The following is an 11,683-nucleotide window of genomic DNA, read 5'->3' as shown; positions in this document are numbered from 1 at the left end:
AAATAAAATCAACTCAAAATCATGCAGTCAACAAGACTTGTAGTATAGGAGGCTTTTTAAACAGATGGCAGAACTACGCAGTAATATGATTAAACAGGGAATCGACAGAGCACCTCACCGAAGCTTACTAAGAGCGGCGGGGGTAAAGGATGAGGATTTCGGCAAGCCATTTATTGCCGTATGTAATTCCTATATTGATATTGTCCCAGGACATGTCCATCTTCAGGAATTCGGGAAGATTGTGAAAGAAGCCATTCGTGAAGCTGGCGGGGTTCCATTTGAATTCAATACGATTGGCGTCGATGATGGAATTGCCATGGGTCATATCGGGATGAGATATTCATTGCCAAGCCGTGAAATCATTGCTGACTCTGTAGAAACCGTCGTATCTGCTCATTGGTTTGATGGAATGGTTTGTATTCCTAACTGCGATAAAATCACACCAGGAATGATGATGGCAGCGATGCGCGTGAATATCCCGACTGTCTTTGTGAGCGGGGGACCGATGGAAGCGGGTAGAACAAGTGATGGCAGAAAAATTTCTCTTTCTTCTGTGTTTGAAGGCGTTGGTGCATACCAGTCAGGTAAAATCAATGAAGAGGAATTAAATGAATTAGAGCAGTTTGGCTGTCCAACCTGCGGATCTTGTTCAGGTATGTTTACAGCTAACTCAATGAACTGTTTAGCGGAAGCACTCGGGATTGCTCTTCCTGGAAATGGAACGATTTTGGCGACATCACCAGAACGAAGAGAATTTGCGAAGAAGTCTGCAAAACAACTCATGGAGCTCATCAAAAAAGATATTAAACCACGGGATATTGTCACTGAAAAAGCAATTGATAATGCATTTGCATTAGATATGGCACTTGGTGGTTCAACCAATACCGTTCTTCACACATTGGCGATTGCGAATGAAGCAGGTGTTGAATATTCACTTGAACGTATCAATGAAGTAGCAGAACGTGTGCCTCATTTATCAAAACTTGCTCCAGCTTCAGACGTTTATATTGAGGATTTACATGAAGCAGGCGGCGTTACAGCGGCACTAAATGAATTGTCTAAAAAAGAAGGAGCTCTTCATTTAGATACAATGACCGTCACTGCGAAAACGCTTGGCGAGAACATTGCGGGGCATGAGGTAAAAGATTATAACGTCATTTATCCAATTGACAAGCCATTTACTGAAAAAGGCGGCTTAGCCGTTTTATTTGGAAACCTTGCGCCAGATGGAGCCATCATTAAAACGGGCGGGGTACAAGACGGGATCACACGCCACGAGGGGCCTGCGATCGTATTTGAATCCCAGGAAGAAGCCCTTGAAGGTATCATTAATAGAAAAGTAGAAGCAGGACATGTTGTCATCATTCGCTACGAAGGACCTAAAGGCGGACCTGGCATGCCTGAAATGCTTGCACCTACTTCACAAATCGTCGGCATGGGACTTGGACCAAAGGTTGCTTTAATTACAGACGGACGTTTTTCCGGCGCTTCTCGCGGATTGTCTATTGGACACGTCTCTCCAGAGGCAGCTGAGGGCGGCCCGCTTGCCTTTGTTGAAAATGGTGACCATGTCGTTGTCGATATCGAGCAGCGTATTTTAAGCGTAGATGTTCCTGAGGAAGAATGGGAAAGAAGAAAAGCAAACTGGAAAGGCTTTGAGCCAAAAGTAAAAACGGGTTATCTTGCTAGATATTCAAAACTTGTGACATCAGCCAATACAGGCGGAATCATGAAAATTTAATCTGATATCGAACATTTGAAAATTGGCTCTCTCTATAGTATCCTTTATTCACAACATAAGGATTATAGAGGGGGCTTTTTTATGTCAATGGCATATGAAGAATACATGCGCCAGCTCGTTGTACCGATGCGTCAAGAGCTGACAAGTGCAGGATTTCAAGAACTAACAACGGAAGAAGAAGTAGAACAAACGATGCAAGAAGCAGAAGGAACGACATTTGTAGTTGTCAATTCTGTATGCGGGTGCGCTGCCGGCTTAGCACGCCCAGCTGCTACTCAAGCTGTGATGAAGGCAGAAAAAACACCAGATCGAATTGTCACAGTTTTTGCTGGTCAGGACAGGGAAGCAACGGCAAAAATGAGAGAATACTTCACAGGCGAAGAGCCATCGTCTCCATCTATGGCACTTTTAAAAGGAAATGAACTCGTTCATTTTATTCCGCGTGACGAAATTGAAGGTCATGAAATGGAAGACATCATGAACAACGTCTTATCTGCATTCGAAAAACATTGCTAATACACATGTTGAAATGTCCTGTGATCAAATCAGGGCATTTTTTCTTGATCATGATGGAGGAACCGCATGCTTATCACAACAAGCTTTAGAGCAAATGAACAAACAATTGAAACAGCAAAAGCCCTTGCAGAGGATTTACATGGTGAATATGTAGAAAGGCGCAAACAATCCGTCAAGCAGCTTGCGATGAAACGAGGAGACGTCCTTGTTGTGGGGAAAGAAAGATTCGAATGGTATCAGCCAAATGGTGAAAAGTTCTTCTTCCATCCAAGCTCAGCGATGTTCAGGGTGAAGCGGCTCATGCGCGGAGAAAAGGATCCTTTAATCGAAGCCACGCAGCTTCAGCCGGGCGATTCCTTTTTAGATTGTACGCTTGGCTTAGGATCAGATGCCATTACAGCAAGCCTGCGAGTAGGTACGGATGGAAGGGTCGTCGGTATCGAAAAGAATCCGATGACAGCATTGCTAGTGCGAGAAGGACTAAACACATGGGAGACAGGGGTAAGAGAGGCCGATGAAGCGATGAAGCGGATATCTGTTGTAAGTGGAGACAGTATCGAGCAGCTAAAAAAGCTCTCTGATGAATCATTTGATGTCGTCTATTTTGACCCGATGTTTGAGGAGACGATTCAAGAATCTGCAAGTATCGCACCGCTCCGTCATGCGGCAGAGCACCACTTTGACCACGAAACAGCCGTCCAAGAAGCACTGAGAGTGGCGAGAAAAAGAGTGGTTTTAAAAGATCATTGGAAAAGTACCCGATTTCTAGCAGACTCCTATCAATTTCACGTTTTAAAACGAAAAACCGCCCAATTTCATTATGGATATATTGAGAAAGAAAAAAGCCCTCGCTAAAGGTTCAGGTGTGCAGACAATTCTTTTTAATTCCTTGTCAATCATCTAAAAAAGCCCTTATTCAGGGCTTTTAATCTGTAATCTCCATATAGACAAAATAAAATAATGTCAGCAAGGAAGCCGTAATAAAAAAACCTTCAAGCATACCCATTCCTCCCAAATTTTAGTCGCCCTTACTGCCATTGTAAACGTTTTATTATAAAAAAGAAAGTCTCAAATCGGTGGCCAAATTGAATGACTGAAAATTCATTATATGCTAGAATAGCAGTATGATAACTTATGGAAGGAATTAGATATCATGAAGATGTGGATGAGAAAAACGCTTGTTGTGCTCTTTACGATTGCAACTTTTGGTTTAGTCTCTCCTCCGTCGGCTTTGATGACAGACAAGCCCTCTGAACTTTCTTCATCTGATAAAACGCCTTATACAGCTGTTTATGATACATCAGATGAATTGCGCAGCTGGGAACTAACGCAAGAGGAAAGCAAAGAGCAGATAGACCCCTTTGAGCAATATAAGCAAGAGGTGCTGTCAAGTGCAGAAAATCAATCCTTTCTCAAATTTGGCCGTAAAATCACACCTGTCATTGAGGACGAGTACAGAGAAGAGATTCAGCCGAAGATTGAACAAGTGTTAACCGACTATTTAACAAATTTCAAAGATGACGAAAAATTTCAAGATGTTGTGATAACTGATCAGCCTTCAAGCGGAAATGGCGAAAAAATCTTCCACATTTACAACCGCAAGACCGGAGAAGATTTGCTCCGTTTTCATGTCAGAAGAGATCAGCCGCCTCACAGCGGATATTGGTTTAACTTTCATTACCATACAGCAGAAGATGGATTCCAGACGCATCACGAACTCGGTAATATTTACTGGGACAAAAACACCCCGCCGAGCTGGATGAGCCACTAGAAGGAGATGTCATGCCAATTGAAAAAATATACAATGAACGAAATGGTGCAGATTACAAAACAAATGTTAAACGATCGCGGAGTGAAAATTGAAGATATCGCACACATTGTGCTGAAGCTCCAAGAAAAATATCATCCAAACCTTCCACTTAGTGTCTGTATTGAAAATGTTGAAAAAGTGCTGAATAAAAGAGAAATTGTCCATGCAGTTTTAACAGGACTTGCCCTTGATCAGCTGGCAGAAAAAAAGCTTTTGCCAGAACCTTTACAGCACTTAGTTGAAACAGATGAGCCGCTATATGGAATTGATGAGATTATTCCGCTTTCCATTGTCAATGTATATGGATCAATCGGTTTGACCAACTTCGGTTATTTAGATAAAGAGAAATTTGGTATTATTCGTGAATTAGATGAAGGCCGTCCAGGTGAAGTGCATACTTTCCTTGATGACCTAGTCGCTGCACTTGCCGCAGCAGCTGCAAGCCGTATTGCTCACTCACACCAAGATATTAAGGATGAAGAGCAGGAACGAGTGAATCAAGCATAAAAAGAAAAACATGTCTGCTCATCATGCAGGCATGTTTTTTTGGTTTCAAGAAAAGCTGAAATAAGGTAAACTACAACAAGAACATAAATAAAGGATGAAAAAAATGAAACAATACAAAGAGTTATGCCGTCATGTATTACAGCACGGGGATGAAAAAGGTGACAGAACGGGTACAGGTACAATCAGCACGTTCGGTTACCAGATGAGATTTGATTTACAGGAAGGGTTTCCTCTTTTAACCACAAAGAAATTACACCTGAAATCAATCATTCATGAGTTGCTTTGGTTTTTAAAAGGTGATACAAATGTCAAATATCTTCAAGAAAATGGTGTCCGGATTTGGAACGAATGGGCAGATGAAAATGGAGAGCTGGGCCGTGTGTACGGTGCACAGTGGAGATCATGGGCGAGCGGAGACGGCGAAACAGTGGATCAGATCGCAAAGCTGATTCATGATATTGAGCACAACCCGAATTCAAGACGACTGATCGTCAGTGCTTGGAACCCGGGGGAAATTGATCAAATGGCGCTGCCTCCTTGTCATTGTCTGTTTCAATTTTACGTATCAAACGGGAAGCTTTCCTGCCAGCTATATCAAAGATCGGCAGATATCTTTTTAGGCGTGCCATTTAATATCGCTTCATATGCTCTTCTAACGATGATGATTGCCAAAGTCACAAATCTTGAGCCAGGAGAGTTTATTCATACACTCGGAGATGCTCATATTTACCAAAATCATCTTCCACAGGTGAAAATGCAGCTAGAGCGCGAGGAACGCACGCTTCCTACGCTTCGTATTACAAGAGATGTAAAGAGCATTTTTGATTTTACGTTTGATGATTTTGTGCTTGAGAACTATGATCCGCATCCGCATATTAAAGGAGAAGTCAGTGTATGATTTCCATGATTGCGGCGACAGGAGAAGATAGAGTCATTGGTCAAGATAATCAAATGCCTTGGCATTTACCAGCAGATTTAGCGTATTTTAAAAAAGTCACAGGCGGTCATACGATTGTCATGGGCAGAAAAACCTTTGAATCGATTGGACGAGCGCTGCCTAACCGCCGAAACATTGTGCTGACCACAAGTTCTTCTTTTAAAGCAGAAGGATGCGAGGTTGTTCATTCAATTGCTGACATTTTGGCAATTGCGGAAAGCGAGACAGAGCTATTTATCATTGGCGGGTCTAAGCTGTATGAAGAAATGATGCCATATGCGGATCGTCTCTATATCACGCACATTCACCATGCGTTTGAAGGAGACCGCTATTTCCCTTATTACAATGAAGATGAATGGACGATTGTATCACGCGAAAAAGGCCATCGTGACGAAAAGAACCCCTACAATTATGAATTTGTCGTCTATGACAAAAAAGGATAAGTGAGTAGGAGGAGTACGGTTGTTTCGTTATTGGTTTTTAACGATTTATGTTGTTGTATCCTTTTTAAAAAGTATGAGGCATTTGTACGATCATGAATTAACGGATCCACGCATTTCCTATACGAAACGAATGCATCTCATTCATGAGCATGCAAAAAGGTTTGCCCGGGGATGTATTGATCAATCAGGATCAGTCATGACCATTCATCAGCAAAAGAAGCTGCCAGATGGCCCGGTTATTTATGTCACAAAAGAGCTGAATCCAGTCACGACGACATTATTGATCGGCCACCTTGAGAAGCCATTTGCTTTTATGGCAAAGCCGAAGCTCTTTCGGTATCCGATTTTAAAACAATGGCTGAAAAAAATGGCGGTTATCCATCAGAATCAAACGGATGAGGTCTTATTAGAAGAAGCAAAGGAAAGAATCATGTCTGGGCAGAGTCTATTGCTTTCAGAAGCGTATCGTCACATTGCAGAAGCACTTGCTGAAGAATACGATTGTCCGCTTGTACCGATTGAAACTAGCGGAACGGATCGTCTTTTAACTGGGAAGATCGTGAAAAGACTGCGTCCTGTTAATGTCGATATTCATATTAAAGCTCCTGTCATGATCAGTGATTACGCACAAAAACGTGCATAGAAAAAACCAGCATCCGAATAGTGGATGCTGGTTTTTTCTATGCAGCAGGAACGTTCACACAATAGAATAAAATACAGAAGAACATCGAGGCGCTGCCGCCGAGAACAAAGCTGTGCCAAATTGCATGATGATAGGGGATTTTCCGCCAAATATAAAAGATGGTGCCGACTGAATATAAAATGCCGCCTAACAGTAAGAGGCCAAATCCTGCACCTGTTAATTGGATATAAAGCGGTTTGATGGCAATGATGATCATCCAGCCCATTAATAAATAGACAAGGGTAGATACGATAATAAAGCGTTTGACGAAAAAGATTTTAAAGACAATCCCACCAGCAGCAAGCGCCCATACAATCGCAAGGAGTGTATAACCCAGTGCACCTTTTAGTGGTCCAAGTAAAAAGGGTGTATATGTACCAGCAATCAATACATAAATAGCCGAGTGGTCGAGAATTTCAAAAATATCTTTTGTTTTTTTGTGCCGAATGCTATGAAGCAGGGTTGAGCTTAAATAGAGCAGCAGCATGGATACACCAAATATCGAAAAGCTGATAATGTCTGTGGCGGTGCCGTATTGAACAGCGAATAAGACGAGAAACACAATAGCTGGGATGGATAAAATAACACCAATGCCATGTGTAATGGCGTTTGCAATTTCTTCTTTTACAGTAAACAATGGATGTCCTCCTTTTATTGAACCGGTATATAACCATCAAGCGACTTCAGGAATGAAAGACCTTCAAGTGTAATCTTCGTTCCGGCCCTGCCTTTTCCTTTTGTCACGTATGCTTTTTTCTCAAGATCATCTAAGCGGTTTCGCACCTGCTGAGGGGTCAGCGGGATGTCTCCTTGTTTGCTTAATTCAGACAAGATGCGCCTGCTGGCTGCTTCTCCTTTTTCATTGAGAGATTTAATGGCTTCCAGCAAGAAAACAAACTCTTGTTTTTCCATTAGTGTGAGCTGGTGTTCTTCCTTTTTTCCTTTTACGGCTGAGGGAAGAGGTGCTAACACAAAGGGCGGTAAATGATGTAAAAATACCGTTTGGCCCTCGAGTATGGACGCAGCGTAATGAACAATATTTTTGAGTTCTTGGACATTTCCTTCAAATGGATACTGCTGCAAGGCTTCCCAAACACTTGGATCAATATCAGGTGCCATGTTCAGCTTTTGAAAGAAAGCATTTGTTAACACAGGAATATCTGTTTTTCGTTCGGCTAAAGCTGGAAGGGCCAAATGAAGAACATTCAGACGATAAAACAGCTCGGGTAAAAAGGTAGAAGAAACCCTGAGTGCCTCTATTGATAAAGACGAAGAAGCGATTACTTTTGTTGCAGGTGACGTTTCTAGAAAATGAATGACCTGGTGCTGCATAGAAATACTTAATGCACCGATCTCATCTAAATAAAGAATTTGATTGTTTTTTTCTGTGAAGGCTTTCTGTAAGATTTCTTCATTCAAGATGGGGCAATACATGTGTGTCAGTGATGCGTTCGCCATTTCTTGGGCGAATAGCGTTTTGCCTGTGCCGATGTCTCCTGTTATCAAGACAGGCTGCTCGTTTTTCGAAAATTGTTTTGCCAGATGAATTGCATGCTTGATGTCTTGATGATCTCCATATATAGAAGTAAACGAATGTGTAGCCATAGGGTGATTCCTTTCTTTGTGGTTCTAATTGGTTCAATTGTAACACCCAATTAAAACAAATGTACAGGAAAACGAAAAAGTTTATAAAATTTATGATGGATCGTGATCTATTGATTTATTTTTTGAATATTCATGTTATAATGACAAATTAAATAAGGTTAAAGAGAAAGGATCTTGTACATGAAACCGTTGCTCAAAGAAAATACGCTAATTCAAGTGAAAGACATCTTAAAAGCCCATCAAAATTTGAAGGATGTAGTCATTCATACACCACTTCAAAAAAATGAGCGACTTTCTGAACGATATGAATGCAATGTCTACTTAAAAAGAGAGGATCTTCAAGTAGTTCGTTCCTTTAAATTAAGAGGCGCTTTTAATAAAATGAGCCAGCTTCCAAAAGATAAACTAGAAAATGGCATTGTCTGTGCAAGTGCTGGAAATCACGCGCAGGGTGTTGCCTATTCTTGTAAATATTTAGGCATCCACGGGAAAATCTTTATGCCTGCTACGACGCCAAGGCAAAAAGTATCACAAGTGGAGCTGTTCGGAAAAGAATATGTTGAAATTATCTTAACCGGAGATACGTTTGATGATTCGTATCATGAAGCCGTAAAATGCGGAGATGAAGAGAAGCGCGAATTTATCCATCCGTTTGATGATCTGGATGTGATGGCAGGACAAGGAACGACTGCTGTCGAAATCTTAAATGATATCGAAGTGGAGCCTCACTTTTTATTTGCAAGTGTCGGAGGTGGAGGTCTGTTATCTGGTGTTGGTACATATATCAAAAATATCTCACCAGAAACCGAAATCATTGCAGTCGAACCGCTTGGCGCAGCTTCACTGCATGCCTCGCATGAGAAGGGCAAGGTTGTGACACTTGATTCGATTGATAAGTTTGTAGACGGAGCAGCGGTTCAGCGAATTGGCGAAAAGACGTTTACATCGCTTCAGTCTGTTGTCGATAAAATCAGTCTTGTACCAGAAGGGAAAGTATGTACAACGATTTTAGAGCTGTATAATCAATGTGCGATTGTAGCAGAACCGGCTGGCGCATTGCCGATCGCAGCATTAGATGCTCATCGCGAGGAGATCAAAGGGAAAAATGTTGTCTGTATTGTCAGTGGAGGAAATAATGACATCGGCAGAATGCAGGAAATCAAAGAACGCTCGATGATCTATGAAGGGCTTCAACATTACTTTATTGTCAATTTTCCGCAAAGAGCAGGAGCGCTTCGTGAATTTTTAGATGAAGTGTTAGGGCCAAATGATGATATCTCACGCTTTGAATATACGAAAAAGAATAACCGAAGCAAAGGTCCTGCGCTAGTCGGCATCGAATTGAAAGAAAGAGATGACTATGCAGCGCTGATTGAGCGGATGGATAAAAAAGGCTTCCACTATGTTGAAGTGAATAAAGATCAAGATTTATTCCACCTATTTATTTAGGCTTAACAGATAATTGGAAAAGAGGATTGATCGTTTGTGCTGCTCAAAACAATATGTTTTAGACGGATGGATGGAGCTCAGATCAAGGTAACAGAAGTCCCTGTTCTAAAGGGAGATGAGACGTATCGTTTCATGCTCACCTTTAGACTTGAAGCTTTCTTGAAAAAAGTCTATGTATCTAAAGGAAAGAGAGCTGTGTACTCTTTCAGAGAGGATGTGAAACGTAACGTCAAGTGGAGCACATATGAACAGATCTATCAGGAGCCTACATTGAAACACAATGCGTAAGCAGAAATCTTTGTCAAAAGGGGGAAGCAGCCATTTTGAAATGGTAGCTGCTCAGTTTGGCAAGGATTTTTTTCATGACAAGAAGAAAATGTGACAATTTCAAAAACGTTAGGTCAGTTGTTTTCAAGTGTGCAGGAAATAAGGTAATATCATAAGTAAAGACTAAGACAGCAAGGATGAGACGATAGTGAAACAAATTAAAATTGTAACAGATTCAACTGTGGACCTTCCGCAAGAAAAAATCAATGATCTTTCCATTCACGTGATTCCGCTCAATATCTCCATTTCTGGAGTTGATTATATTGACCGAGTGAATATACAGCCAGATGAATTTATTGAAAAAATGGAGGCCGCTGAGGAACTGCCGAAAACGTCTCAACCTGCGATCGGTCAATTCGTCGAATTATATGAAAAGCTTACGGCAGATGGAAGCGAAGTGATCAGTATCCATTTAACTGGTGGAATGAGTGGTACTGTTCAAACTGCTGAAAGCGCTTCGAAAATGGTAGATGGAAATATCACGGTGATTGATTCGAATTTTATTTCCTATGGATTAGGATTTCAAGTCATCAAAGCAGCAGAACTAGCCAAAAAGGGTGCAAGCCGTGAAGATATTATCACAGAATTAGATAAAATCCGTCATCAAACAAAGCTATATGTCACGATCGATACATTAGAAAATCTCGTCAAAGGCGGCAGAATTGGAAGAGGAAAGGCGCTCATCGGCTCACTTCTTCACATCAAACCTATTGCCAGCTTAACAGACGGGGTATATACGCCAGAAGCGAATGTGAGAAGCTACTCTGCGCTTGTCCGCCATCTGACAAAACAGTATGTACAGGCGGTGAAGGGAAAAACAGTTCAAGCCATTGGGATCGCACATGCAGATGCATTAGAACTCGCTGAAAAGCTAAAAAAAGCGCTGCTTGATCACACACCTGAAGCACTGATTGACATCGCCTACACAACACCGATTATTTCGTGTCATACTGGAAAGGGCGCAATAGGCTTTACTTTTTATACCGATTGATAGAAAAAGGGGATGGACATATCATGTATAGAAAAAGGGGAGCCTTACTTGGTGCGCTTATGATGGTAAGCGTGCTTCTTTTAGTCTCATGTTCAAATGGACAAATCAAGGATGCTTTAAATTATCAAATAGAGCCGTTTGAGTTTGAAAACCAAGATGGCCAAAAGGTGTCATTGGATGATTTGAAGGGGAAAGTATGGGTAGCTGATTTTATTTTCACAAGCTGTGAAACGATTTGTCCGCCGATGACTGCTCATATGACAGAGCTGCAAAAACGGTTAACAGAAGAAAAATTGGATGCGCATATCATTTCCTTTAGCGTGGACCCAGAGGTCGATTCACCGAAAAAGCTAAAGGAATTTGCAAAAGCCTATCCATTGTCCTTTAAAAATTGGGATTTTCTCACTGGGTATTCACAGTCAGAAATTGAAAAATTCGCAATGAAAAGTTTTAAAACCATTGTAAAAAAACCTGAAGATGAAGACCAAGTGATTCATCAGTCCCTGTTTTTCCTTGTCAATCAAGATGGGAAAGTGATGAAAAACTATGATGGGGTGCAAAACACACCTTATGATGACATCATCAAGGACATCAAAACGCTGAACCGAAGCTAGCATAAGGATGTTCAAATGGGCGAAAACATGATACACTTTTTTAATCAGAAAAAGGAGGGAC

The 11,683-nt window shown here is 41.3% G+C and carries 14 protein-coding genes; 12 read left to right on the top strand and 2 right to left on the bottom strand.

Features of this window, described 5'->3' with window-relative positions; translation table 11 throughout:
• The first annotated feature begins 64 nt into the window (after nt 1-64).
• From ilvD to ASE42_RS11815, 8 genes are all read left to right on the top strand, one after another.
• A complete protein-coding gene (gene ilvD / locus ASE42_RS11850) occupies nt 65-1,741 on the top strand; it encodes a dihydroxy-acid dehydratase (RefSeq protein ID WP_024422739.1) in 1,677 nt (558 codons plus the stop codon).
• Between the two features lie 81 nt (nt 1,742-1,822).
• On the top strand, nt 1,823-2,257 hold the full coding sequence (locus tag ASE42_RS11845) for a BrxA/BrxB family bacilliredoxin (RefSeq protein WP_024422738.1): 435 nt from the start codon (nt 1,823-1,825) through the stop codon (nt 2,255-2,257).
• A 66-nt stretch (nt 2,258-2,323) separates the two neighbouring features.
• Nucleotides 2,324-3,112 (top strand): class I SAM-dependent methyltransferase, encoded by a 789-nt coding sequence (locus tag ASE42_RS11840; RefSeq protein WP_041109546.1) that lies wholly within the window; start codon nt 2,324-2,326, stop codon nt 3,110-3,112.
• Between the two features lie 298 nt (nt 3,113-3,410).
• On the top strand, nt 3,411-4,028 hold the full coding sequence (locus tag ASE42_RS11835; RefSeq protein WP_034623509.1) for a YpjP family protein: 618 nt from the start codon (nt 3,411-3,413) through the stop codon (nt 4,026-4,028).
• Between the two features lie 18 nt (nt 4,029-4,046).
• A complete protein-coding gene (locus tag ASE42_RS11830) occupies nt 4,047-4,574 on the top strand; it encodes a phosphatidylglycerophosphatase A (protein ID WP_024428140.1) in 528 nt (175 codons plus the stop codon).
• Nucleotides 4,575-4,677: 103 nt separating this feature from the next.
• Nucleotides 4,678-5,472, top strand: a complete 795-nt coding sequence (locus tag ASE42_RS11825) for a thymidylate synthase (protein ID WP_024422734.1) — start codon at nt 4,678-4,680, stop codon at nt 5,470-5,472.
• Complete coding sequence (folA, locus tag ASE42_RS11820) at nt 5,469-5,954, top strand: type 3 dihydrofolate reductase (protein ID WP_041109543.1); 486 nt, start codon at nt 5,469-5,471, stop codon at nt 5,952-5,954. The genes ASE42_RS11825 and folA overlap by 4 nt, the downstream gene beginning before the upstream one ends.
• A 19-nt stretch (nt 5,955-5,973) precedes the next feature.
• Nucleotides 5,974-6,597, top strand: coding sequence for a lysophospholipid acyltransferase family protein (locus ASE42_RS11815; protein WP_056767094.1), 624 nt, complete (start codon nt 5,974-5,976; stop codon nt 6,595-6,597).
• Between the two features lie 37 nt (nt 6,598-6,634).
• On the opposite strand, the gene trhA is transcribed toward ASE42_RS11815, so the two are convergent.
• Nucleotides 6,635-7,273: a PAQR family membrane homeostasis protein TrhA gene (trhA, locus tag ASE42_RS11810; RefSeq protein WP_056767092.1), complete on the bottom strand. Its 639-nt coding sequence runs from the start codon at nt 7,271-7,273 to the stop codon at nt 6,635-6,637.
• 14 nt (nt 7,274-7,287) lie between these two features.
• Entirely contained in the window at nt 7,288-8,241 is a 954-nt protein-coding gene (locus ASE42_RS11805) for a sigma 54-interacting transcriptional regulator (RefSeq protein ID WP_056767090.1), read from the bottom strand.
• A 180-nt stretch (nt 8,242-8,421) separates the two neighbouring features.
• Between ASE42_RS11805 and ilvA the strand changes: the two genes are divergently transcribed.
• The 4 genes from ilvA to ASE42_RS11785 all read left to right on the top strand — a co-directional run bounded on the left by ilvA (nt 8,422) and on the right by ASE42_RS11785 (nt 11,622).
• Entirely contained in the window at nt 8,422-9,690 is a 1,269-nt protein-coding gene (ilvA, locus tag ASE42_RS11800; protein ID WP_056767432.1) for a threonine ammonia-lyase IlvA, read from the top strand.
• Nucleotides 9,691-9,726: 36 nt separating this feature from the next.
• Nucleotides 9,727-9,978 (top strand): YpmP family protein, encoded by a 252-nt coding sequence (locus ASE42_RS11795; RefSeq protein ID WP_024422728.1) that lies wholly within the window; start codon nt 9,727-9,729, stop codon nt 9,976-9,978.
• 187 nt (nt 9,979-10,165) lie between these two features.
• Complete coding sequence (locus tag ASE42_RS11790) at nt 10,166-11,008, top strand: DegV family protein (RefSeq protein ID WP_024422727.1); 843 nt, start codon at nt 10,166-10,168, stop codon at nt 11,006-11,008.
• Nucleotides 11,009-11,031: 23 nt separating this feature from the next.
• Complete coding sequence (locus ASE42_RS11785; RefSeq protein ID WP_056767088.1) at nt 11,032-11,622, top strand: SCO family protein; 591 nt, start codon at nt 11,032-11,034, stop codon at nt 11,620-11,622.
• The last annotated feature ends 61 nt before the right edge of the window (nt 11,623-11,683 follow it).

The organism is Bacillus sp. Root920, from assembly GCF_001429445.1.
Lineage (GTDB): Bacteria > Bacillota > Bacilli > Bacillales > Bacillaceae > Bacillus > Bacillus safensis.
Note: the sequence above shows the minus strand (reverse complement) of the source record. Positions and strands in the feature narration are given on the sequence as shown.

Bases quoted from the DNA above. Each gene is read 5' to 3' on its own strand.
- ilvD (WP_024422739.1), top strand. From the start codon at position 65: ATGGCAGAACTACGCAGTAATATGATTAAACAGGGAATCGACAGAGCA.
- ASE42_RS11845 (WP_024422738.1), top strand. From the start codon at position 1,823: ATGTCAATGGCATATGAAGAATACATGCGCCAGCTCGTTGTACCGATG.
- ASE42_RS11840 (WP_041109546.1), top strand. From the start codon at position 2,324: ATGCTTATCACAACAAGCTTTAGAGCAAATGAACAAACAATTGAAACA.
- ASE42_RS11835 (WP_034623509.1), top strand. From the start codon at position 3,411: ATGAAGATGTGGATGAGAAAAACGCTTGTTGTGCTCTTTACGATTGCA.
- ASE42_RS11825 (WP_024422734.1), top strand. From the start codon at position 4,678: ATGAAACAATACAAAGAGTTATGCCGTCATGTATTACAGCACGGGGAT.
- folA (WP_041109543.1), top strand. From the start codon at position 5,469: ATGATTTCCATGATTGCGGCGACAGGAGAAGATAGAGTCATTGGTCAA.
- ASE42_RS11805 (WP_056767090.1), bottom strand. From the start codon at position 8,241: ATGGCTACACATTCGTTTACTTCTATATATGGAGATCATCAAGACATC.
- ilvA (WP_056767432.1), top strand. From the start codon at position 8,422: ATGAAACCGTTGCTCAAAGAAAATACGCTAATTCAAGTGAAAGACATC.
- ASE42_RS11785 (WP_056767088.1), top strand. From the start codon at position 11,032: ATGTATAGAAAAAGGGGAGCCTTACTTGGTGCGCTTATGATGGTAAGC.